This window comes from Pinibacter aurantiacus (assembly GCF_019130065.1).
GTDB lineage: Bacteria > Bacteroidota > Bacteroidia > Chitinophagales > Chitinophagaceae > Pinibacter > Pinibacter aurantiacus.
Genome location: NZ_JAHSPG010000008.1, coordinates 330,248 through 353,759, shown reverse-complemented (window position 1 = coordinate 353,759; position 23,512 = coordinate 330,248). Strand labels below are relative to the sequence as shown.

Below are 23,512 nucleotides of genomic sequence, written 5' to 3'. Positions count from 1 at the left end.
CGTTTGATTACATGTTACAATTAATCAGTATTTTGGGCACTTTATCAACCTAAATTAAACTGAGAACAGAAATTTCGCCGTATGGATACAGCAGTAGCAACCGCTAGCCCGGCTAGCACGACCAGCAAAAAACATCCAAAAGGGCTCTGGGTGTTATTTTCGACGGAGATGTGGGAGCGATTCAACTTTTACGGAATGCGTACTCTCCTTACTCTATTTATCGTGAACTCACTGATGATGAGCAAAGAGACTTCATCATTGATTTACGGGGGCTTCCTGGGATTGTGTTATTTAACTCCGATGCTCGGAGGTTTTATTTCCGACAGATTTCTTGGTAACAGATATTGTATCATTCTTGGTGGTACTTTAATGGCAATCGGACAGATGTTCCTGTTTACCAGTGCCAGCGTTTTCGGCGGCAACCTGGAATTTGCAAAAACATTATTGTACATCGGTTTGGGCGTAATCATCCTTGGTAACGGCTTTTTCAAACCAAACATTTCTTCGATGGTAGGAAGCCTGTATCCTGCGCAGGAAAAAAACAAGCTGGACACCGCTTTTACCATTTTCTACATGGGTATCAACGTAGGTGCATTCCTTGGCCAGTTTATTTGCCCTGTTTTAGGCGACGTTGTCGACAAAGCCGGCGTTCGTGATATCCATGCGTTCAAATGGGGTTTCTTAGCGGCTTCTCTTGCCATGCTGACTGGTACTATTTCTTTCTTCTTCTTAAAAGATAAATACGTAAGAACTCCGGAAGGACGTCCTATCGGTGGTTTGCCAAAACACAATACTGCTGCGGATTTTGCTGAAGGAGAGGCTCAAAACGCGCATTTCACGGGGAAAGCGTTGGGTGGCGCGGTAATTGCCTTTGCGATTCTGGCGTTTCTTTTCAATAAAGTTGCAGGACAAAACGTAATCTACTCAATTATCTATGGTAGTGGTATTTCACTCGCAGGATTGATCCTGACGGATAAATCACTGACGAAAGTTGAAAGGGACAGAATCCTTGTTATTTACATCGTTTCCTTCTTTATCATCTTCTTTTGGGCGGCTTTTGAGCAAGCGGGTTCATCGCTAACGTTCATAGCGGATAACCAAACAGACAGAAATTTCCTTGGATGGCAAATGCCTCCATCAATGGTTCAAATCTTCAACGGAATTTTCGTTGTTGCTTTTGCGGTTCCTTTCAGTCTCCTTTGGGATAAATTGAGAGCAAGCGGCAAAGAACCTATTTCTCCCTTCAAACAAGCTATTGGCTTGTTCTTAATTGCACTTAGCTACTTTATTATAGCACACAATGTAAAAGATCTTGGCAACTCAGGTTTATTGGCTGTAAAATGGCTGATCCTGCTGTATCTGATCCAAACTTTCGGTGAGCTTTGCCTTTCCCCAATTGGCCTTTCTCTGGTGGGCAAATTGGCTCCAAAACGTTTCGCTTCTTTGTTGTTTGGCGTGTTCTTTTTGTCAAATGCATCTGGTTATGCGTTGGCGGGAACATTGGGTTCTATCCTGCCTGCAACCGGTGAGCAGTTTAAAAAAGCAAACGAAGCAGGCATCAATCTGCAAGGCATTTTGGACAAAACTGTAACGGCAACTCCTGAGCAATTAAAGTTTCTGGAAACAGCAAAAATCAATGTGACCAATCCTGTTTTCGCAGGCTTTGAAATTCACAACTTATTCCAATTCTTCATGGTATTCGTAGTGCTTTGCGGTGTGGCTTCTGCATTGTTATTTGCACTTACACCAGTGTTGAAAAAGATGATGCACGGTGTGAGATAAATTTGTTTCGAGATAAAAAAAGAGGCGATGCTAATAACATCGCCTCTTTTTTTTATAAGCTGAATAACTGAATAATTGAATAACTGAAGTCCTCGCTGCGACTACGCTTTCTAATTCCTAACTCCTAACTTCTAATTTCTAATACTTAGTTGTGCTTAAACGGAACGATCATTTCAAACGCGGGAATGTTCACGTCAAAAGCCCTTTTATTGCTCAGGTTGAGCATGGAGTAGGTTCCGTACATTTTGCCCATTTCGGTGCGAAGATTGCAACCGCTTACATATTGATAGCGTTCGCCGGGATTAAGTGTAGGTTGTACACCAACAACGCCCTCGCCTTCTACTTCACGGTATTGGCCATTGCTGTCGAAAATATGCCAGTGGCGGCGCTGTAACTGAACGGGGAAATTATTGTGGTTTTCAATGCTGATGCGGTAAGCAAACATAAACTCAGCGGACATTGGGTTTGAGTAGTCCGGCTGATAAAAGGTCTCTACACTTATTTCTATACCTTCTGATATCTTGCTAACCATTGACCAGGTTTTTGATAAAAATAATGAAAATAACCTAAGGTTTTAATTTTTTGTTACCTAATTATGGGTACAGCCGCAGATCTTCAAGATTATCATGGTTTATTATGATATTGATTAAAAGTCATTATCCACCCTAAAAAAGATAATAATCTGCATTTCTTTCTTAAACTAAAAATTATCTTTGCGTCTCCATTTTTTATTGACATCTGTTGCTCGCCCTGAGAAGATTCTTTTAAACATTAGACTAAAAATTCAATTATGAATATTGCTGTTGCAAAAGGTGATGGTATCGGTCCAGAGATCATGGATGCCGTACTAAAAATTTTCGTTGCCGGAAAGGTTCCCCTTGAGTATGAATTTGTTGACATGGGAAAATGGGTGTTTGACAAAGGATTCAGCAACGGTATGACTCCTGAAGCCAAAGATACCATCGAGAAACTGGGTATTCTTTTTAAGGGCCCGATGGAAACCCCAAAAGGTAAAGGGGTAAAAAGCGTGAACGTTACCGCACGCAAAACATGGAACACTTATGCTAACAAACGTGTGTTTCAAACTTTACATGGCGTGGATACTGTTTTCAGTAAAGCAGGCATTCCCATCGATGTAACAATTGTTCGCGAAAACATTGAAGATACTTATGGCGGTGTGGAGCACATGCTTACACAGGATGTTGCGTTGAGCCGCCGTTTCATTACCCGTCCGGGTAGCTTGCAGGTGATCAAATATGCCTTCGAAATGGCCAGCAAGAAAAATGCTAAAAGAATTACCTGCGGCCACAAGTCAAACATCATGAAAATCACCGACGGCTTGTTCCTTGAGTGCTTCTACGAAGTGGCAAAGGAATATCCGCACCTGAAAGCTGATGATGTGATTGTGGATGACCTTTGTATGAAGTTGGTTACCCGCCCTGATCTTTTTGATACAGTGGTGTTGACCAACTTGCAGGGCGATATCGTTTCTGACCTTTGTGCTGGTCTTGTGGGCGGTTTAGGTTTTGCTCCTTCGGGAAATATCGGCGACCACATTTGTATTTTCGAAGCTGTTCACGGAACCGCTCCTGATATTGCCGGTAAAAATATTGCCAACCCAACGGCTCTTTTGTTGAGCGGTATCGCTATGTTGCGCCACCTCGGATTGATGGAAAATGCGGCAATCATTGAAAATGCATTGTTGTATACTTTGGAAAGCGGTACTCATACCGGCGATTTTGGCGATAAAAGCACACCTTCTGCAAACACCACGCAGTTTGCGGATGCTATTATTGCAAACTTTGGAAAACAACCTCAGCACGGTGCAAAAGAAATTCTTCCCAACAAGCCGGTTACTCCAACAGTTTTCAACCTGGAAAAAAATCCGATGTTGATCACCGAAGAAACTGCTGCGGAAAAAATCGTGGGCGTTGATATGTTTATTGAGAGCGAAGAGCAACCTGAAGTGATCGCACAAAAATGTCTTCGCCATGCAGGTGTGAAATTTAGCTTGGTAAGCATCAGCAATCGTGGTACACAGGTTTGGCCTACAGGTTCTAAATTCACCAACCTTGTGAATCAGTACAATGCACGTTTCGAAAGCCTTGATGGCAGTGCGTTGAATCAACAGGATGTTATTGGTTTATATGTAAGCCTTAGCGGAAACTTTAAGATCTGCTCTCTAGAATTGTTGAATATGTGGGGAGATAAGAAAGCGTATAGCTTAGCGCAAGGACAGTAATTGAGTAACTGATTAACTGAATAACTGAAGGTTGATCGGATAATATAATGACTGAATAATTGAGTAACTTTAACAAGGTTAATTTTCAATTATTCAGTCATTTTTTTTCAATTACTTTCTCATGTCAGACGAAATAAGAAAATATAGCAATGGTGATGTAACAATCCTTTGGCAGGCTCATCTTTGCCAACATTCTACCATTTGCTGGAAAGGATTGATACAAGTATTTAATCCTAAGAACAGGCCGTGGATCAACATGGACGGCGCCACTACGGAGCGCATTATTGATCAGGTGAAAAAATGCCCCAGCGGCGCATTAAGCATTGATAAGAATTCGGATTCATCGGACTAGTGGATGACTGAATTTTCATGGCAAAGACAAATCTCATCTTTTCAACTATTTTTTTTCTAACGAAACGGGTATCACAGAAAACTCAATCATCCTCCAATCCCATAAATCCAAATTCCAAATTATTCCCAGTGTCGCGCCCTTAGCCGTGGTTCGTGTCCCCACGAACTACCGAACAATCACGATGTGCATTTCGGTTCGTGAAGACACGAACCGAGGCTGCTTACAGAGACGCATTGAATGCGTCTCTGTAACACCCGCGTAATGTTTCCAAAAAGCGCGAACATGCCTTCTTTATGTTTGTGCATACTTGGGGTGCAAGAGAGACGCGTTCAACGCGTCTCTACCAACCGCCACCTAGCATTCTATACAAACCAATCGATGACAGGTATAAATTCTTTCTGATCTCGTTCTTTTGCAACTCCGCTTCCAGCACGCTTTTCTGCGCAGTGATGATTTCAAGGTAAGTAGCGTAACCTGCCACATACAAATCCTGCGCAGACGACACGGCGTCTGTTAGCTCTTGTGCTTCCTGTTGTTTCAGCGACAACATCTTTTTTCCATTATCGATATTGTTCAATGTTGTGAGCACTTCACGTGTTGCATTGGTAACTGTCTTGTGATAGCTGTAGTACACTTCTTTATTTGCCGCGACGCTGATGATGTGGTTGGCTTTTAGCTGACGCTGATTAAAAACGGGCGTCGTCAAACCTCCCAGAATTCCATACACAAACGAACCGCCGTTGAAGAGCAAACCCGCTCCAAAGCTGTTTAATCCCAAATATGGATTTATTGTAAGTGACGGCAGGAATGCGGCTCTTGCTGCATCTACATCGGCCTTCGCGGCGATGAGCTGCAGCTCTGCTTCGCGGATGTCTGGTCTGCGCAACAACATGGAAGACGGAACACCTGTGAGCAACTGTTCCGGAAACTCCTGGCCAGTAATAATTGTATCGCGTTCGATATGTTTTGGGTAACCGCCCATCAAATAACTGATCTGATTTTCTACTACTCCAATTTCCTGCTTGATGGCATACTCATAACTTTTCGTGTTATACACTTGTGCCTGAAACTGTTTAACAGCGAGTTCTGTAGCACGCCCGCCTTCTTTTTGAATTTTCACCACATCCAAAGCAGACTCTTGCAGTTTGGTATTCCTTTCGATAATTTTCAGCTCATTATCTAATGCCAAAAGCTGGTAGTATAAGGAGCTTATCTCTGCAACGAGAAAAGTACTCAGCATTTGTCTGCCTTTTTCAGAGGCGGCAAATCTTGCCAATGCAGCTTTCTTCTTATTTTTCAGCTTGCCCCACAAATCAATTTCCCAGGTACTTCTAAAACCGATAAAGTAGTCAGGTGTTACAGGCGTTGGAATTTTCTGATCGTTGGAAATGTTTGGCGATAAGTTCGTATCAAAATTTCCCACGCCGTTCATTGTGTAATCGCCATACCGATCTGCTGCAGCGCTTACCACCCCATTTACCGTCGGTTGAAAAGCAGCCTTCGCCATCATTAAATTTGCCCTTGCAACTTCTACTCTTTGCGCGGCAATTAAGATATCCTGGTTGTTCTTCAAAGTGCTGTCAATAATACGTTGCAGGTATTGATCTTTGAAGAAATCTTTCCATTTTATTGTTGCAATGCTTGTGCTATCTGTTGTGTGAAACAATGTATCGGAAACTTCTACTTTATCTGGTACGCCTGTGTTGCGCGATGGTGCGCACGACACAACGAAAATGACAAATCCGAGTGCGACTATATAAAAATGTATGTTCTTGCTTTTTTTCATTACCTCTTTATTTTTCATCCCTTTACTAAAGCAAAGGGCTATGAATTATTTGAATCATTGTAGTTGTTGGTTGATAGTTGTTAGTTGTTAGAAAAGATTGTTCCACTTTCAAGCCTAACAACCTACAACTAACAACTCATGCTTAGGCTTCCACAACTTTTCTGTTGTCTTTTATGGTTTTGCGTGAAACAAACTGGCGCTGGCTCATTTTCTTGCGACTGCTCAATTCAGATAGTTTTGCAAAAATGATATACAGGCCCGGAATGAGTATTACGCCAAACACAGTTCCCATCAGCATTCCACCAACAGATGCCATACCAATCGATTTATTGCCCATTGCACCTGCACCGTTTGCTAAACACAATGGAATCAATCCGGCAATGAATGCGAATGATGTCATGAGGATAGGACGTAAACGGGAGACCGCACCTTCGCGTGCAGCGGCCATAATGGTCAATCCCTGCTTGCGCCGTTGTATGGCAAACTCAACAATCAGGATTGCATTCTTACCAAGCAAACCAATCAGCATGACCAGTGCAACTTGCGCGTAAATGTTGTTTTCAAGTCCAGCCAATTTCAAGAAAAGGAAGGCTCCGAAAATACCTGTCGGCAAAGAAAGAATGACAGGCATCGGCAACATGAAGCTCTCGTATTGCGCTGCGAGCAACAGATACACAAATATTAAACACAGCATAAATACCGCCACAGCCTGGTTGCCTGAAAGTATTTGTTCACGCGTCATACCGCTCCATTCTATGCTATAGCCTTTTGGCAATTTTTCCTTTGCTGTTTTTTCAATGGCTGTGATCGCATCGCCACTGCTAAATCCTCTCGCGGCATCACCGTTGATCATGGCAGACGTGTACATGTTGTATCGTGTCAATTGCTCAGGACCATACACGCGTTCAAGCCTGATGAATGTTGAGTAAGGCACCATTTCACCACGATCATTTTTTACATACAAGTTCAAAATGTCTTCGGGCTTTGTACGATAGCCGGGACCTGTTTGCACCATCACCTTATACATTTGTCCAAAGCGAATGAAGTTGGTGGCGTAATAACTTCCGAGCAAGGTTTGCAACGAGCTCATGGCGTTATCCACCGTTACTCCTTTCTTGCCCGCCATGTCGTAATCTACATGTATCAGGTATTGCGGAAAATTCACGTCAAAGCTTGTAAATGCCGATCCAATTGCTTTTTCCTTTTTTAGAGAAGCAATGAAATCGTTGGTTACTTTGGCAGTATTGTTCAAACTTCCTCCGCGATTTTTGTCGAGCAAACGCAGTTCAAAACCACTCGCATTACCAAAACCGGGAACCGTTGGCGGAGGAAAGAATTCGATGTTCGCATCTTTAATATTCTTCGTTTTCTTTTCCAATCTTTCAATCAAATCCTGCACAGATTCTTTTCTTTTATCCCAAGGCTTAAGGTTGATCATTGCCATGCCATAGGATGCACCGGCCACTTCATTCACCAAACTATAACCGGAAAGACTACTGATGTTTTCCACCACACTTTCTTTCATTGTGATCTCTTCGATTGCATCCAGCACCTTCTCAGTACGCTCAACCGTAGAGCCAGGCGGCGTTGTAACGTTCACGTAGATCATTCCCTGATCTTCCGTGGGAATAAAGCCCGAAGGCAAAATTGCATTCACACCCCATGTTGCCACGCAGAAGCCAATCAACAAAGCCATTGTGATGACTTGTCTTCCCGCAATTCTTGTAACAAGAGATTTGTATTTTCTTTCTGTTTTTAAATAGTTCTTGTTGAAGCCATGGAAAAATTTATTGAGCAAATTATTTTTCTTTGGCTTCGTGTCATGCTTAAGCATCAAGGCACAAAGTGCCGGCGTGAGTGTTAACGCGTTGATACCCGATATCACAATGGCGATGGCAAGTGTCAATGAGAACTGCCGGTAAAACACACCAACTGGCCCGGACAAAAACGCAACCGGAACAAACACCGCAGACATCACCAATGTGATGGCAAGGATGGCTCCTGAAATTTCTTTCATTGCTTTGATGGTTGCTGCCAATGGCGTTAAATGTTCTTCCGTCATTTTTACGTGCACTGCCTCGACGACCACAATCGCGTTGTCTACCACAATACCAATGGCTAATACCAATGCAAACAATGTAAGCAGGTTGATAGAGAAGCCAAGCATTTGCATGAATGCCAATGTACCGATAAGCGCTACAGGCACGGCCAGTGCAGGAATAAGCGTTGATCTGAAATCTTGCAAAAAGATGAACACTACAACAAACACCAACAAGAAAGCCTCCACCAATGTGCGTAATACTTCGTGAATACTTGCATCCAAAAAGCGCGATACGTCGTAAGCATAGTTGAATTCCATGCCCGGCGGAAAACTGGTTTGTTTCAATTCCTCCATCTTCGATTTGATGTTGGCAATTACATCACTCGCATTGGAACCGGGTCTCTGCTTGATCATAATGGATGCAGATGGTTGGCCGTTTGTCTTCGACACCATTCCGTAACTCAACGTTCCAAATTCAACCTCCGCAATGTCTTTCAGCTTCAGTATTGTTCCATCGTCCTTCGCTTTGATGGCAACTTCTTCATATTGTTTCGGTTCGAAAAATTTTCCAGTATAGCGCAAAACGTATTGTACATTCTGTGCTTGTTTACCAGAACTCTCTCCCGTTTTTCCGGGTGCAGCTTCTATGTTTTGTGCTCTTAATGCATTCACAATCTCATCTGCAGATACATTGTATGCCAGCATTCTATCGGGTTTCAACCATACACGCATGGAGTATTCACGTGCACCCATGATCTCGGCGAAACCAACGCCATCAATACGTTTCAGCTCTTGAAGCACGTTGATGTCGGCGAAGTTGTAAATAAATTCTTCATCAGCGCTTGAATCTTTGCTGACAATGTTGAGGTACAGCAACATACTGTTCACCTCTTTTTCTGTTGTTACGCCGGCTTTAATCACTTCTTCCGGCAGTTCGTCAAGCACCGTCGTTACACGGTTTTGCACGTTTACCGCCGCCTGATCGGGATCTGTTCCTACTTTAAAAAAAACAGTGATCAGCGTAATACCATTGTTACTGGATACCGAAGACATATACGTCATGCCCGGCACGCCGTTGATCGCTCTTTCCAAAGGCGTTGTAACGGCGTTGGTACATACTTCAGCGTTTGCCCCGGTGTACTTTGCTGTTACTACAACAGAAGGTGGAACGATATCGGGAAACTGAGTGACCGGCAACGTAAAGAGCGCCAGCACACCCAGCAATACAATCAATAAGGATATGACCAATGATAAGATCGGTCGTTTTATAAAAGTTTCTACCATGAGAAGTTAATAGTTGTTTGTTGATAGTTGTTAGCCAATAGAGAACAGTGTACGATGTGCGGGGTACGATGTACGAAATGCGTTATAGTGCACCACTCTAAAGAATGTCGTACACCGTACATCGTACATCACACACAAATCACATTATAGGTTAATGGGCTATCGCAATGCGTTCTCCGTCTCTGATATTCTGGGCTCCTTCAAAAACAATTCTGTCGCTTGTGTTAAGGCCGGATTGTACAACATAGCAATCACCCAATCTTGCAGCGGGCACGAAGTTTTTCATATGTGCCACCTGGTTTTTATCAACAACGAAAACGTAGTTTTTGTCTTGTATCTCGAATACTGATTTTTGTGGAACGAGCAACACATCCGACACGTGTTTTGTGATCTGTACTTTGCCGGTAGCGCCATGTTTGAGTATCTTTTCAGGATTAGGAAAACTTGCCCTGAAGGCAATGGCGCCTGTTCCCTGATCAAATTCGCCTTCAGATGCTTTGATTTTTCCGGTGTGCGGATAAACAGAACCGTCTGCTAAAATCAAATTCACATCTCCATTAAACGCACTGCTGTCTTTTTTGAAGGCTTTTGATTGAACGAGTTGCAGGTATTCGTTTTCAGAAATATTAAAGTACACGTGCATGCCACTGATGTCTGAAACTGTTGTTAGCAAAGCACCTTCGCCAACAAGGCTTCCGAGTTTCAATGGAATTCTGTCGATGATGCCACTGAATGGTGCACGTATTTGAGTGTATGACAATTTGGTAAGGACTTCTTCTTCTACTGATTGAGCCTCACGGACTCTTGCTTCCGCTGCTTTAAGTTTTGCATCTGCCAATTCATATTCGCTGGCAGATATGATCTTTTTATCAACCAGTAATTTAACTCTCGCTTTCTCAAGCTCCACTGCTTTTGCATCGGCTCTTGCACTGGCAACAGCGGCTCTTGCTTTTTCCAGTCCTATCTGAAATTCTTTCGCGTTCAACTGAAATAGCAACTCCCCCTGTTTTACTTCTTTTCCTTCATCTACAAATATTTTTTCAAGGTAGCCGGATACTTTGGCGCGTATTTCTACATTTTGCCTGGCATTGATGGCCGCCACATAATTGCTCTGCAAAACGGTGTCTTTTTGTGTAAGCTCAACTAAAGGAAAAGCGGAAACTTCCTTGCTGTTATCATTGATTTCAGATGCCTTGGTTTGACATGCTGTTACTGCTACTACTATTACGATTATTGATAAAAGGCTCTTGTACATTGCTATTCGGTTAGAATTTATGAAATAAAATCCCGCGCATTGTCGCCTGTAATTCCAGCCGCTATCTGTGTCTATATGGAGAAATTGCAATTGGTGATGTGGGTGTATGACAATACAATACCATTATCCCCATGCGATCTCTCTGACAGCAACTATGGAATTTTTCTATGGCAACAATGCGGAAGAAAGGATGGTCACTATAAAATGTAAAATATGTGTGAACAGAACGATTCACACGAATAGCAAGTGTTTAAAACAAGGCGAAGAGATGGAGAAAATTATAGTAGTCAGATAGTATTTTCTTGCTATCGGCTGGTTTGTAAACTTTTTTTGTTTCCGTAACGACTGTAGGCGGAACAACTTTTACAAACGGAATAATGTATTGTTGAAGTGGCCGCGCAGCCTGCTTTTGCGAATGTTCAGCGAGGTAAGTGAAGTTTAATTGTCTTACCGGAAAATCATTCTCATCGGCGTGCGACGGATTGATCATGTCAACTATTTCATTGCAGATAAATGTCTGAAATGAAATATTGGGCCTGCTCCCTTCAGGAAAGCTTGTATTACTGGAAAAGCCAGTCAGAAAGTGATTGGCAGGCATCGTGAAGCTCATCATGCCAAAGCACAACAGCAACAGTGATAACATACCTTTTTTGATTAGCTCTCTTAACATAGTTTCCTTAGCGAAAAAAAACAGAAAAAAACATGACTTGACGCAAGTTATAAATTTTTCGCCTTTTAGAAAACGATATCGTCGAAAACTACCGTGCGATAAAGGATATCAACCGGAATTGATGTGGTGCTGCCGAACGCCGAACGCTTAACGCCTAACACGAGCTCTCCGCGTTAAGCGTTAAGCGTTAAGCATTAGGCATTGAGCGTTAAGCAGACCTAATGCGTTTCAGTCGACGCTAGCATATTAAGAAGTACCAGGCCGGCAACGCAAAAAAGTATGAGTGCGGTAAAATGAACTTTTTTATAGAGCTGCTCCTGCTCTTCGTTCTCTTTCATTCTTGCCTGGGAGAAAAGGAAAAAACTTATTACAGAAATGATCCCACTTGTAATGGTTAAAAATTTCATCAAGGCAAGAAAGAAGTTGAACATGTGCGTTTTAGTTTAAGACCTCGCCCACCCTCTCCAAAGCCCGCCCGGATGAATCCGTTCGGACGGGGAGAGCAAGATTCTATTCAAACAAAAATGATGCGCTTTATATTTTTTTGGCCTTTGTAAACTTATTTTTCTGCAGCCACTGCAGCACTTTATCCCTCTGATCTCCCTGGATGATCACAAGGCCATCTTTCACCGAGCCGCCGGTTCCGCAAAAGTTTTTTAATTGCTTGCCAAGTGTTTCGAGGTCCTCTTCTTTTCCAACGAAGCCTTCCACCAGCGTTACCGCTTTACCGGCACGTTGTTTTGTATCGAGTTTTATTTTCAATAATTGTTTTTCAGGCGCCAGTGTTTCAACTACTTCATTCTCTTCTTCAAAAGAAAAACCGGGATCTGTGGAGTAAACAATGCCGTCTTTACTGTTGGGTTTCTTCTTGTTCATGATGGGTCAAAAGTAAAAAAAATCGGGAAACGTGAATCGTGAAAGGTGAATTGTGAATGGAACCTGCGAAACAGTGCGCTCTGTCCACTTTTAATCGATTACCGGTTTTGCATCTCGTGAATCGTGAATGGTGAAACGTGAACAAAAACACTCTCGTAACCTAATTCACGATTCACCATTGACCATTCACGCTCACGCCAGCTTTGCCTTCAAACTCAAGTCCAGGCTTCTCGCCTGGTGAATCAATCCGCCTACACTTACATAGTCTACGCCGGTTTCAGCATAGCTTGTAATGGTATCTAAATTAATGCCCCCGCTGGCTTCAGTTTCGAATTGACCGTCGATTATTTTCATTGCTTCCACAATCTGTGCGGGAGTAAAATTGTCGAGCATTATTCTGAATACTTTGCCTTTTGCAAAGGCCACAACTCTTTTTACGTCATCGAGCGAGCGGGTTTCCACTTCTATTTTTAGCTGGGGGAATTTCTCCTGTACATATGCGTGAGCTTTTTCAATCGCCTTTTCAAGTCCGCCGCAGTAATCGATGTGATTATCCTTCAGCATGATCATGTCATACAGACCCATTCTATGGTTTACGCCGCCGCCAATTGCCACGGCTTCTTTCTCAAGCACCCTGAAGTTGGGTGTTGTTTTGCGGGTGTCCAGCACTTTTGTTTTATAGCCCTTCAGTTTTTCTACGTATTGGTGGGTAAGCGTTGCAATACCGCTCATGCGCTGCATGCAGTTAAGCACCACACGTTCACATTGCAAAATGGTTTGCACATTGGCCTCAACTTCAAAAGCCGTTTCGCCGTTGGTCATTGCATCACCATCCTTTTTAAATGCAGTGAACTCAATGCCGGGCTGCATGTGATTAAAAACGGCTTCTGCCACTTTCATTCCGGCCAGTATGCCATCTTCTTTGATCTTCAAAACCGCATGACCCTTTACGTTGGCAGGAATGCAACTGAGTGTGGAATGATCACCATCGCCAATATCTTCTTTTAAAGCCTCGTCTATGAGATGTTGTAATTGCTGTTCGGTAGTTAACATGGAGCAAAGGTAGGAGAGGCAATTAATAATTAATAATTAATAGGTGTTGCATTACATGTCTGTAGCAAGCTCCCTTTTTTGAAACAAAAAATCGGCATTTCATAACAAATGTCGCCCTCTTAATTTTTAATTATTAATTATTAATTGCACTAAAAAGGGCCATGGATTAAAATCTCATGACCCCATCAGCTTCAAGGGATAAATTGTTTATTCTGTAAACTGGAAACTTATTTCCTGTAGAAGTTGTTTATCACCTTTTTGTTTCATGAATAAGGTTGTCCGGTATTTGCCGCTTTTGGTCATTAAGATACCGATGCAATATTGAGAGCCGCTTTTTTCGCCTTTGTGTTTGATCTCAAAATCCTGTACGACGTTATTTGTAAAAAAATCTTTGAGGATCATTTGTGCCTGTACCCTACTAAAATTATCACTTTTATCTGGCAATTCAATGTCAATTCTGGAGTCGAAAAACCGTGAGAGCATACCTGCGTCGCCGTATTTAAGGGCGGTAACAATGGAGTCCATTTCTGCCACTTCGGGCTTGGGATCTCGGTTTACCACCAAAAAAACAGTCAGCAACAGTCCAATAATAGAAAGTTTCATAAACAATATTGAGTTTCAATTTTACAGTCAGCAGGTTTAGTTTTTCGCGGTTTTCTAAAATCTCCCAAAAACATGCCAATTTAATGTTTATGCAATAACTTTATCCGCCCTTTCGATTGATAACGCATTTTTACGCGGTTTCATTTAAGAAAGCCACGATTGTTTTGCAAATTTTATGGCCCGGCAAGTAACTACCCTGTATTATTTTATATGAAATAGTCGTGGTGTAATTGTTTATGGTCAACCATTGTCAACGGATTTCAGAAAAATATTTATAAAACAGCTTCAACATTTATGGAAAAAAAACGAGCAATTCTAATCATTATGGACGGCTGGGGACTGGGACAGGTTCCTTCCAGCGATGCGATTCAGCATGCAAAAACGCCCTTTGTCTCTTCTTTATATACTAAATACCCGAACACTACCTTAACTACGTGCGGCGAGCTGGTGGGTTTGCCCGATGGCCAAATGGGCAACAGTGAGGTAGGTCACCTTAACCTTGGTGCGGGACGCATTGTAAACCAGGAACTTCAGCGCATTAACCTGGCTATCCGCGGCGGAGAGTTTTATAAAAACGAGATGCTGCTAAGCGCCATCAAGTTTGCGAAACAAAATAACAAGCCGCTCCACCTCATTGGCCTTGTAAGTGATGGTGGTGTGCATTCACACATCAATCACCTGAAAGCGCTGACTACGATGTGCCAAACGGAAGGTTTAACAAATGTTTTCATACATGCGTTTACTGATGGCCGTGATACCGATCCAAAAAGCGGATTGGGTTTCATCACAGAGCTTCAGGAGCACCTGAATACTTCTACCGGTAAAATTGCAAGTGTTAGTGGCCGTTATTATGCCATGGACCGCGACAAACGCTGGGAAAGAGTAAAACTTGCTTACGATGCGCTGGTGAACGGCGTTGGCGAAAAAGCGACTGACGCAATCGCAGCTGTTGAAAATGCGTATGCTCATAATATTACAGATGAGTTTATCAAACCAACAGTTGTTCTTGATTCTGCTCAGCAGCCTTTGGCTACCATTAAAAACGACGACGTGGTAATTTGCTTCAACTTCCGTACGGACCGTTGCCGCGAAATTACAGAGGTACTAACGCAAATGGATATCCCGGAACAGGGCATGAAACATTTGAACCTGCACTACACAACAATGACGGAATACGACAAGACCTTCAAAAACGTAAATGTTGTTTTCGAAAACGATAACCTGAATAATACGATCGGTGATGTGATTGCGCAAAACGGATTGAAACAAATTCGTATAGCCGAAACTGAGAAATATCCGCACGTTACGTTCTTCTTTAGCGGTGGCCGCGAGGTTCCTTTTGAAGGAGAAACCCGTATCATGAAGCCATCTCCTAAAGTAGCTACTTACGACCTGCAGCCGGAGATGAGTGCGAATGATCTTACGGATGCATTGGTTCCTGAAATCGAAAAAAAATCTGCTGACTTTATCGTATTGAATTTTGCAAACGCCGACATGGTGGGCCATACGGGTGTATGGGAAGCTGCGATCAAAGCAGTGGAAACTGTTGACAAATGCGTGGAAAAAGTTGTAACCGCTGCGCTGAAAAGTGACTATGTTGTTTTCCTTACGGCAGATCATGGCAACTCTGATTACCTGATCAATGCTGATGGTTCTCCAAACACAGCACATACGCTGAACCCTGTTCCATTGTTCATTATTTCCAACGACTGGAAAGGCACTGTTAAACCAGGTAAACTGGGAGATATTGCGCCTACGATGCTTAAGTTTATGGGATTGGAAATTCCAAAGGAAATGACGGGAGATATTTTAATTAATAATTAATAATTAATAATTAACAGGGCAGCATTCACTCAAGAATGCTGCCCTGTTTTATTATTTAAGCATCGAGCAACTTATTTTCTATTTCGCTGCTACACCTATTAATTCTTAATTATTAATTATTAATTACTCTCTACTCCGTTCTCAAACTCTTCACCGGATTTGCAATTGCAGCTTTAATTGCCTGGAAGCTGACAGTGATAAGGGTTATGGCCAACGCGCCAGTTCCTGAAGCAACAATGATCCAGAATGGAATGTTGGTTCTGTAGTCAAAACGTTGTAACCAGCTGTTTAAATAATACCATGCCAACGGAATTGCAATGACACAGGAAATCACGACGAGCAATGCAAATTCTTTGGACAACAATTGCCACAAATTAAATACTGATGCGCCGAGCACTTTGCGCACGCCAATTTCCTTTTTACGTTGTTCTGCCACAAACGAAGCGAGGCCAAACAGACCAAGGCATGAAATGAAGATGGCCAGTATGGTAAAGAATACTGCGAGTTTTCCTATGCGCTGTTCGTCAGCGAATTTTTTCGTGTATTCCTCGTCATTAAATTTATAAGCGAACGGTGAAGAGGGGTTGTATTTCTTGAACACAGCTTCAATTTTATTCAGCGCATCACGAACGGGCACCGTTTGTTTTATGGCGATTGTAATCACGTTTGCCCAGTTGCGATCAAAAAAGAATACGGTTGGTTTTACCGGCGTGTAAGGCGATTCCATGATCATATCTTTTACCACGCCTATCACCGTATAATTTTTGTCGTTGAATTTTATTGTTTCTCCCACAATGTCGCGTTTCATATCTACCAGTTTTACAGCGGCTTCATTTAGTACCATAGCCAAACTATCGGTAGCAAATTCTTTAGAAAAATCGCGGCCTTCCTTGACTTTCCAGCCAATGGTATTTCCAAAATCTTCGGTTACGGCAATGGTGCCAAAAGCCGGCAATGTGTTAGGATCCTTTCCCTGCCAGTTGAACCCTATCTGATTCGACCATACATCCGTTGTGGGGCTTGATGATTCAGCCATGTTGTCCACAACATTGGTAGCCAGCAGATCGCTGCGTATAGCGTCGTAGTGGCCATACAAATCGGGGGTGGACATATTGATGGTGATAAGGCCTTCGCTCCTGTAGTTTACAGGCCTGTTCTTTGCGTATTGAATCTGTTTGAAAATAATGATGGTTCCAATGATCAATGCTATGGAGAAAGTGAATTGCACAACTACCAGCACCTTGCGTGGCAATGATGCAAACCTTCCCACACGGAATGTTCCTTTCAATACTTTGATGGGCTCAAATTTGGAAAGATAAAATGCAGGATAGCTTCCGGAAACCAATCCGGTAATTAAGGTGAACAGAATTATCAGTAACCAAAAGATGGGATTGCCCAAGGGCAAAAAAATACTTTTTTCTGCAAGCCTGTTGAATAGCGGCATTAGCACTGCAGCGAGAATAAGTGAAAATAACAGCGACACAAAGGCAACCAAAACCGACTCTGCCAAAAACTGGCCTATCAGCTGTCCGCGAACAGAACCTACCGTTTTGCGAATGCCCACTTCTTTTGCTCTTTTCTCGCTTCTTGCTGTGGAAAGATTCATGAAATTGATACAAGCCAGCAGCAACACAAAAACACCAATCACTGCAAACAACCAGATAAACTGTATTTTACCTCCGGCAGCTTTGCCATCTTTAAATTCGCTGTACAGCCTCCATTTGTCCATGGGAAATAGCACAGCCTGCTCTCTGCCGTCGGTAGCTGCCACTTTATGGTCCATCACAATGTTCTTGATCTTTTGTGTCTCCTTGTCCATGTCAATTTTATTCGCCACCTGCACATACACCTGCCATGAGTGGTTGTTCCATTGTGTGTTTGCACGCTTTATCCAATCTTCTGTTGTTATATATTTTTTCCACGGCAGAAAAAGCTTTACATCATTTAAACTTGTATTGCGCGGAAAATCTTCGAAGACGCCGGCCACTTTATAATTATCCTTGTTGTCAAGTCGCAGCATTTTGTTGATCGGATCGGCATCTCCAAAAAGCGTCGTTGCGGTGGAAGCACTGAGCAGAATCGTGGAAGGATCTTCCAAGGCATTTATATTTCCTTTCAATAACCTCAATGAAAACATATTGGGAAAACTTCCTTCAACCCACATTCCTCTCGAAGTGATCTTTTTATCTCCCACCACCAGTATGTGATCGAAGTTCCAGGATGCCATGGAAATATTTTTGAAGTCGCTACCGTACTTGGTTCGTAATTCATTACCTATTGGCAGGCAAACTGCCGGCCCGGTTGCCATTTTACCGTCGTTATCGATATACGTGGTCATTATCTGGGCAAGCTCCTTGTGGTTGGAATGATATTGGTCAAACGTTAGTTCATCCCATATCCATAGTGCGATCAGCATGGCAACCGCCATTCCGGTGGCCAGGCCCAGCACATTAATTAGCGAGTACACTTTACTTTTAACCAGATTTCGCCATGCCAGTTTAAAATAGTTTTTAAGCATAAAATTCTTCTGATTTAAGTTGTAGGACGATTTTTTGAGAATATGGTTACAATGAAACAGGATATATACATGGCCAAAAATATGCCCTGTTACAATCGTCTGGTAAATAGACAGTTAACAGCCTCACAGCTTATTCCGGTGTCCGGTTTTGATACGATTATTGTATGGTTTCGATACTTGGAAAGTTGTTAGTTGCCGGTTGTTAGTTGTCAGAACTGCCTGAGGGCATATAAAGCCTAACAACTAAGAGCCAACCACTAACAACTCCCCGTTAACAAAATTCCCTTCCAAAAAGCTTAGTTCCCCCCATATTATGTTTGAAAAAAAATGTCTATATTAGAAGAGCAATATACACCATGACTGAAGATGCAATTTTCCAAGGCTGTTTACAAAACAATGCTTCTGCGCAAAAGGAGTTATACAACAGGTATAGCCCCAAGATGCTTGCGGTTTGTTACCGGTATGGCCACAACCGGGAAGACGCAGAAGACATGCTTCAGGAAGGCTTTATAAAGGTGTTTTCGCAAATGCACACATTCAGGAACCAGGGCGCTTTTGAAGGTTGGATAAGGCGCATTGTTGTACACACCTGTATTAATCATTTAAAGAAAAATAAAAAATTCAACGATAGCGTAGATATTACCTACGCTAGTGGTATTGAAATACGTGAAGAAAATATTCCTTCTGTGATCCAGGCCAAGCAAGTGGTTGAATGCATCAGGCTGCTGCCGATCGGTTATCGAACGGTGCTGAATCTGTACGCTGTTGAGGGCTATACCCATAAAGAAATTGCTGATATGCTGGATATAGAAGAAAGTACGAGCCGCTCGCAATATACACGTGCGCGGCAGATGCTGGAAGACGTTCTCGTTAAAAAGAGCATTATACAAAAACCAAAACAAAAAACAAGGCTGCTGGCACTTTTTGCCAAATAAAGCAGTTTTGATTTGTACCCCAAATTGCTTGTAGAAATGGACAGAGACTTTTATACAGACGAATTTGAGCAGTTTTTAAAAAGCAAGGCTGACCAACACAGATTATACCCGTCGGAGATGGTGTGGAAGAAAATCAATAAAACTCTTCACCCAACGAAAAGCGGACTGATCGTGGCGGCACTGTTCTTATTGTTCCTGTTTACGGGCGATCAGATTTTGCGTGTCCAATCTGATAAAAATGAACTGTCTGGTTCTATTATTAAAAACGACGAAATTGCCGCAAATGACTTCTTACAACAAATAAGGGCTGGCCTGAACCTTACACAGAACAAAAGCACTGTCCACATTTTTAACCAGCCCATTTATTCCAATAATATCAATATATACAAGTGGTTGAATGGTTACAATTATGTAGCAAATTCTTTTTTGCCAAAAGTGATTGCGGATAAATTGCCGATCGCGCAACGCATCACTTCTTCTTTCAGCACAAGGTTCAGTGACTTGCCGCCGTTAAATGCCATTGCTGCCAAGTATGTAGCAATTCCTGAAAATGAAGTGGGCAAAGTATTTATCAATGACAATACTGATGCAAACGTAGTGATGAACGCCACCACTGTTAAACCGGTAGCCAGTAACAAACCGGCGGCACCTGCAGTTGCTGCGAAACCAATTATTGCTGTTGCAGAGCCTAAGAAATCTTCAACCGCTATTACAATACCTGTTTCATATGCAAGTGTGAAGATTCCTAAAATTGAGGAGCAGAAGCATTTGCAATTGCAATACTATTTTTCACCAACCATCAGCTTCAGAAAACTGGAAGACCCGACCTCAAAGTCCACGTCCAGTCAGGATTTGCCATTGGCATCCAACCATCTTGACGTAAACAAATTTGTGAACCACTCACCCACCATTGGTTTGGAAGCGGGTTCTGCATTGCTGTTTCCTGTTACAAAAAACATTTCAATTAAAGCTGGATTGCAGTTGAATATGAACGGTTACAACGTGAGTGCATACACCTATTCACGTGAAAAAGCAACCATTGCTTTAACCACACCGGGAAATATTAATGACACCATCAGGGCGTTTACTTCCATTAGAAACATGAACGGTTATTCCCAGGAAATTTTGCAGAACAGATATTTCCAACTGTCTATGCCTGTGGGAATTGATGTGAAGATTATTGGTGATCATCGCCTGCAACTGAATGCTGCCGGTACGTTCCAGCCATTCTATGTAATGGCCCATAGCACTTATTTACTTTCCAACGATTACAATAACTACGTAAAAGAACATTCGCTGGTGCGTCGTTTCAACTACGCCGCAAATCTTGAAACATATGTTTCCTACACTGGTGCCAACGGTCTGAAATTCCAACTGGGGCCACAATTCCGCTATCAGTTAAAATCTACTTATTCAGACAGATATCCAATTCATGAGTACCTGATGGAGTACAGTATTAAGTTTGGAATAATAAAGACACTGAAATAATAACTGAATAACTGAATAACTGAATGACTGAGTAGTTCAGTTTCGATTTTGCATTAAAACTATCGGCCACTCAGTTATTCAATTATTCGGTTATTCAGTTATTTTTACTCCCATGAAGTATTTACAATATTCTATTTTCCTGATCCTGCTGGCTGCGTGCAATAACAATCAAACTACGAAGACTGGGGCTAACCAGGGAACTGCGATCGATACTGCAAATCCTAATGTTGATTTTTTTCCGGTGGCTGACTATATCAAAAGCCAGGTGCATATGGTAGATTCAATGCAATTGCCCATTATGAAAACATCCATTGTTGGAAAAGATTCAGTTCCGTCTTCTATCAAACAAGAAGAGTTTAGTAAGATCGCAGCTGAGTTTTATACGCCAGATATAAGCGATGCCGGCATAAAGAAAGACTATAAAGAAACTGCCTTTGCAGATCAGTCCATTCCCAGTGTTACGTTTACCTACACTACAAAAAACCCTTCTCTGGAAATACAGCGCCTTGACGTTTTGATAAAACCGGACCCTGTTCAAAGCGATAAAGTTCGCACCATCTACCTTGAAAAATTCTTTGAAAAAGGAGATACTTCTTTTTCACAAAAACTATTCTGGCGCGCCGATAAGAACTGCCAGATCATAACAACCACCCAACCTAAGAATGGAGTTGAGGTTACAAAGATTGTGAAGGTTTCGTGGAGCGGAGAGTAGAAGCTTCGCTTCTGAGTTTACCACTTAGGCACTCAGGACACAAAGCCTCACTAAGTTTCTTACCACGGAGTTAAGGAGTTTTTTTCACAAAGGAAAAAGAGGCGACGCGTTGATAATGATAGCTGCTTACGAGGGCGTAGGAAGTAGGAGAATGTTCAACAAATCTCCTTTCCTCTGTGAAAAAAATCTTCGTTGCCTCTGTGGTTAAAAAAACCCTTAGTGAACCTTGTGTCCTGAGTGCCTTAGTGGTAAAAAAACGATATTTGCATAGCATTTGATATATTATGACAGCGAGCGAGTTTCAGCAGATAGCACATACAATTCCCACCAATCCGGGTATTTACAAATACTTCGACAATAAAGATGAACTGGTATATGTTGGCAAGGCAAAAAGTCTTCGCAAACGCGTAAGCTCTTATTTTTCCAAAACCTTTGTCAACTATAAAACACACGAGCTTGTTCAGCGCATCGCAAAGATTGAGTTTACCATTGTTGATTCTGAGCAGGATGCCTTCCTGCTCGAAAACTCGCTGATCAAACAGTTCCAGCCGAAATACAATATCAACCTGAAGGATGATAAAAGCTATCCTTTCATTGTTATTAAAAGAGAGCCGTTTTCAAGAATATTTCTCACAAGAAGAAAATTAAATGATGGCTCAAAATATCTCGGTCCATTTACTTCTGTTGGCAAAGTGCGTGAGTTGATTGAATTCATCAAGCAAAATATTCCACTGCGTACATGCAAACTCAATCTTACAGACACAAATATTAAACGCGGCAAATTCAAAGTGTGCCTGGAATATCATTTAGGCAATTGCAAAGGGCCGTGCGAAGGCTTGCAATCGCTGGAGGATTACAATGCAGGACTGCTGCAGATCGAAAATATTCTTAAAGGAAATCTTGGTCCTATTCTGCAGCAATTCAGGCAGCAAATGAAGACGCATGCGGAAAACATGGCTTTTGAGAAAGCAGAAATGATGCGCAAAAAAATTGAGCATCTTGAAAGCTACCAGGCGAAGTCTGTGATTGTGAGCAGGCACCTTGGCACCATGGATGTTTTCAGCATTTTGAAAGACGGTGATCTTGCCTATGTAAACTACCTGATGATACAAAATGGCACAGTGGTTCAAACCAACACTATTCAACTGGAAACGCATTTGGAAGAACCAGAACAGGAGGTGTTGCAGTTTGCCATTGCACAACTTCGTTCTACGTTCAATAGCATGGCACATGAAATTATTGTTCCCTTTGAAATTGAATATCCTGATGACACTGTTGAAATAATTGTGCCTAAAGGCGGAGATAAAAAGAAACTGCTGGAGCTTTCCGAAAAGAACGTGAACTATTTTAAAGAAGAATTGAAGAAAAAGAAAATTCTTCAACTGGAAGGGAAATCGGATTTTGAAAAGAAGCAGGTGCTATATCAACTGCAGGAAGATCTTTCGCTTACGGAGGCGCCGGTGCATATTGAATGTTTTGATAACTCGAACTTCCAGGGAAGTTATCCGGTGTCTGCGATGGTTTGTTTTAAAGATGGCATTCCAAGTAAAAAAGATTATCGCCACTTTAATGTGAAAACGGTTGAAGGCATTAACGACTTCGCTACGATGAAAGAAGTTGTTTACAGACGATATAAACGCTTGCTGGATGAAAACCAAGACTTGCCTCAGCTTGTCATCATCGACGGCGGTAAAGGGCAGCTGGGTTATGCTATGCAAGCCATTGAAGAACTTGGTCTGATCGGCCGAATGACACTTGTAGGATTGGCAAAAAATGAAGAGGAACTATTTTTTCCGGGAGACAGTGAATCTCTCAAACTACCTTACAATAGCGAAAGCCTGAAACTGATTCGTCGCATTCGTGATGAGGTGCACCGTTTTGGTATTACGTTTCACAGAAACAAAAGAAGCAAAGGCACATTTAAGAATGAATTGGAAACCATTGAAGGCATCGGCAAATCCACTGCTGATAGATTATTGAAGACATTCCGTTCTGTCAACAAAATTAAAACGCTTACGAAAGAAGAATTAATCGCCGAGGTAGGAAAATCAAAGGCGGAAATTGTGTGGCAGCATTTTAACGGGTAGAGAC

At 42.1% G+C, this 23,512-nt stretch carries 18 protein-coding genes; 9 read left to right on the top strand and 9 right to left on the bottom strand.

Translation table 11 applies throughout. The features are described 5' to 3' along the window. Positions 1-81 precede the first annotated feature (81 nt). Positions 82-1,782 (top strand): peptide MFS transporter, encoded by a 1,701-nt coding sequence (locus KTO63_RS12530; protein WP_217791633.1) that lies wholly within the window; start codon positions 82-84, stop codon positions 1,780-1,782. A gap of 145 nt (positions 1,783-1,927) precedes the next feature. Here KTO63_RS12530 and apaG read toward each other — a convergent pair whose 3' ends face one another. Next, positions 1,928-2,314, bottom strand: coding sequence for a Co2+/Mg2+ efflux protein ApaG (gene apaG / locus KTO63_RS12525; RefSeq protein ID WP_217791632.1), 387 nt, complete (start codon positions 2,312-2,314; stop codon positions 1,928-1,930). Positions 2,315-2,572: 258 nt separating this feature from the next. On the opposite strand from apaG, the gene KTO63_RS12520 reads away from it, so the two are divergent. Both KTO63_RS12520 and KTO63_RS12515 read left to right on the top strand, forming a co-directional pair. Beyond that, positions 2,573-4,024 (top strand): isocitrate/isopropylmalate family dehydrogenase, encoded by a 1,452-nt coding sequence (locus tag KTO63_RS12520; protein ID WP_217791631.1) that lies wholly within the window; start codon positions 2,573-2,575, stop codon positions 4,022-4,024. A 121-nt stretch (positions 4,025-4,145) separates the two neighbouring features. Next, positions 4,146-4,376, top strand: coding sequence for a (4Fe-4S)-binding protein (locus tag KTO63_RS12515; protein WP_217791630.1), 231 nt, complete (start codon positions 4,146-4,148; stop codon positions 4,374-4,376). 340 nt (positions 4,377-4,716) lie between these two features. Here the strand turns inward: KTO63_RS12515 and KTO63_RS12510 are convergent, their stop codons facing one another. The 3 genes from KTO63_RS12510 to KTO63_RS12500 form a co-directional block, all read right to left on the bottom strand. Next, a complete protein-coding gene (locus tag KTO63_RS12510) occupies positions 4,717-6,162 on the bottom strand; it encodes a TolC family protein (RefSeq protein WP_217791629.1) in 1,446 nt (481 codons plus the stop codon). Between the two features lie 142 nt (positions 6,163-6,304). Continuing rightward, positions 6,305-9,487 carry an efflux RND transporter permease subunit gene (locus KTO63_RS12505; protein ID WP_217791628.1) on the bottom strand — a complete coding sequence of 1,061 codons (3,183 nt, stop codon included), beginning with the start codon at positions 9,485-9,487 and terminating at the stop codon, positions 6,305-6,307. Positions 9,488-9,638: 151 nt separating this feature from the next. Then, complete coding sequence (locus KTO63_RS12500; protein WP_217791627.1) at positions 9,639-10,742, bottom strand: efflux RND transporter periplasmic adaptor subunit; 1,104 nt, start codon at positions 10,740-10,742, stop codon at positions 9,639-9,641. A gap of 39 nt (positions 10,743-10,781) precedes the next feature. On the opposite strand from KTO63_RS12500, the gene KTO63_RS12495 reads away from it, so the two are divergent. After that, a complete protein-coding gene (locus KTO63_RS12495; RefSeq protein ID WP_217791626.1) occupies positions 10,782-10,952 on the top strand; it encodes a hypothetical protein in 171 nt (56 codons plus the stop codon). Between the two features lie 40 nt (positions 10,953-10,992). Here KTO63_RS12495 and KTO63_RS12490 read toward each other — a convergent pair whose 3' ends face one another. The 4 genes from KTO63_RS12490 to KTO63_RS12475 form a co-directional block, all read right to left on the bottom strand. After that, entirely contained in the window at positions 10,993-11,385 is a 393-nt protein-coding gene (locus KTO63_RS12490) for a hypothetical protein (protein WP_217791625.1), read from the bottom strand. Positions 11,386-11,946: 561 nt separating this feature from the next. Further along, positions 11,947-12,288 (bottom strand): translation initiation factor, encoded by a 342-nt coding sequence (locus KTO63_RS12485; protein WP_217791624.1) that lies wholly within the window; start codon positions 12,286-12,288, stop codon positions 11,947-11,949. A gap of 192 nt (positions 12,289-12,480) precedes the next feature. Then, positions 12,481-13,341 carry a carboxylating nicotinate-nucleotide diphosphorylase gene (gene nadC / locus KTO63_RS12480; protein ID WP_217791623.1) on the bottom strand — a complete coding sequence of 287 codons (861 nt, stop codon included), beginning with the start codon at positions 13,339-13,341 and terminating at the stop codon, positions 12,481-12,483. 207 nt (positions 13,342-13,548) lie between these two features. Further along, on the bottom strand, positions 13,549-13,944 hold the full coding sequence (locus KTO63_RS12475) for a DUF4783 domain-containing protein (protein ID WP_217791622.1): 396 nt from the start codon (positions 13,942-13,944) through the stop codon (positions 13,549-13,551). Between the two features lie 294 nt (positions 13,945-14,238). On the opposite strand from KTO63_RS12475, the gene gpmI reads away from it, so the two are divergent. Next, a complete protein-coding gene (gene gpmI, locus KTO63_RS12470; protein WP_217791621.1) occupies positions 14,239-15,768 on the top strand; it encodes a 2,3-bisphosphoglycerate-independent phosphoglycerate mutase in 1,530 nt (509 codons plus the stop codon). Between the two features lie 130 nt (positions 15,769-15,898). Here the strand turns inward: gpmI and KTO63_RS12465 are convergent, their stop codons facing one another. Then, a complete protein-coding gene (locus KTO63_RS12465; RefSeq protein WP_217791620.1) occupies positions 15,899-18,286 on the bottom strand; it encodes an ABC transporter permease in 2,388 nt (795 codons plus the stop codon). A 356-nt stretch (positions 18,287-18,642) separates the two neighbouring features. On the opposite strand from KTO63_RS12465, the gene KTO63_RS12460 reads away from it, so the two are divergent. The 4 genes from KTO63_RS12460 (at position 18,643) to uvrC (ending at position 23,508) form a co-directional block, all read left to right on the top strand. Next, positions 18,643-19,221 (top strand): RNA polymerase sigma factor, encoded by a 579-nt coding sequence (locus KTO63_RS12460; protein ID WP_217791619.1) that lies wholly within the window; start codon positions 18,643-18,645, stop codon positions 19,219-19,221. A 36-nt stretch (positions 19,222-19,257) separates the two neighbouring features. After that, positions 19,258-20,709: a hypothetical protein gene (locus KTO63_RS12455; RefSeq protein WP_217791618.1), complete on the top strand. Its 1,452-nt coding sequence runs from the start codon at positions 19,258-19,260 to the stop codon at positions 20,707-20,709. 112 nt (positions 20,710-20,821) lie between these two features. Beyond that, on the top strand, positions 20,822-21,421 hold the full coding sequence (locus tag KTO63_RS12450) for a hypothetical protein (protein WP_217791617.1): 600 nt from the start codon (positions 20,822-20,824) through the stop codon (positions 21,419-21,421). 284 nt (positions 21,422-21,705) lie between these two features. Beyond that, complete coding sequence (gene uvrC / locus KTO63_RS12445; protein WP_217791616.1) at positions 21,706-23,508, top strand: excinuclease ABC subunit UvrC; 1,803 nt, start codon at positions 21,706-21,708, stop codon at positions 23,506-23,508. Positions 23,509-23,512: the final 4 nt, after the last annotated feature.

Bases quoted from the DNA above. Each gene is read 5' to 3' on its own strand.
- KTO63_RS12500 (WP_217791627.1), bottom strand. From the start codon at position 10,742: ATGTACAAGAGCCTTTTATCAATAATCGTAATAGTAGTAGCAGTAACA.
- KTO63_RS12485 (WP_217791624.1), bottom strand. From the start codon at position 12,288: ATGAACAAGAAGAAACCCAACAGTAAAGACGGCATTGTTTACTCCACA.
- KTO63_RS12465 (WP_217791620.1), bottom strand. From the start codon at position 18,286: ATGCTTAAAAACTATTTTAAACTGGCATGGCGAAATCTGGTTAAAAGT.
- KTO63_RS12475 (WP_217791622.1), bottom strand. From the start codon at position 13,944: ATGAAACTTTCTATTATTGGACTGTTGCTGACTGTTTTTTTGGTGGTA.
- KTO63_RS12510 (WP_217791629.1), bottom strand. From the start codon at position 6,162: ATGAAAAAAAGCAAGAACATACATTTTTATATAGTCGCACTCGGATTT.
- KTO63_RS12505 (WP_217791628.1), bottom strand. From the start codon at position 9,487: ATGGTAGAAACTTTTATAAAACGACCGATCTTATCATTGGTCATATCC.
- uvrC (WP_217791616.1), top strand. From the start codon at position 21,706: ATGACAGCGAGCGAGTTTCAGCAGATAGCACATACAATTCCCACCAAT.
- KTO63_RS12455 (WP_217791618.1), top strand. From the start codon at position 19,258: ATGGACAGAGACTTTTATACAGACGAATTTGAGCAGTTTTTAAAAAGC.
- KTO63_RS12490 (WP_217791625.1), bottom strand. From the start codon at position 11,385: ATGTTATCACTGTTGCTGTTGTGCTTTGGCATGATGAGCTTCACGATG.
- KTO63_RS12450 (WP_217791617.1), top strand. From the start codon at position 20,822: ATGAAGTATTTACAATATTCTATTTTCCTGATCCTGCTGGCTGCGTGC.
- KTO63_RS12515 (WP_217791630.1), top strand. From the start codon at position 4,146: ATGTCAGACGAAATAAGAAAATATAGCAATGGTGATGTAACAATCCTT.
- KTO63_RS12520 (WP_217791631.1), top strand. From the start codon at position 2,573: ATGAATATTGCTGTTGCAAAAGGTGATGGTATCGGTCCAGAGATCATG.
- nadC (WP_217791623.1), bottom strand. From the start codon at position 13,341: ATGTTAACTACCGAACAGCAATTACAACATCTCATAGACGAGGCTTTA.
- KTO63_RS12460 (WP_217791619.1), top strand. From the start codon at position 18,643: ATGACTGAAGATGCAATTTTCCAAGGCTGTTTACAAAACAATGCTTCT.
- apaG (WP_217791632.1), bottom strand. From the start codon at position 2,314: ATGGTTAGCAAGATATCAGAAGGTATAGAAATAAGTGTAGAGACCTTT.
- KTO63_RS12530 (WP_217791633.1), top strand. From the start codon at position 82: ATGGATACAGCAGTAGCAACCGCTAGCCCGGCTAGCACGACCAGCAAA.
- gpmI (WP_217791621.1), top strand. From the start codon at position 14,239: ATGGAAAAAAAACGAGCAATTCTAATCATTATGGACGGCTGGGGACTG.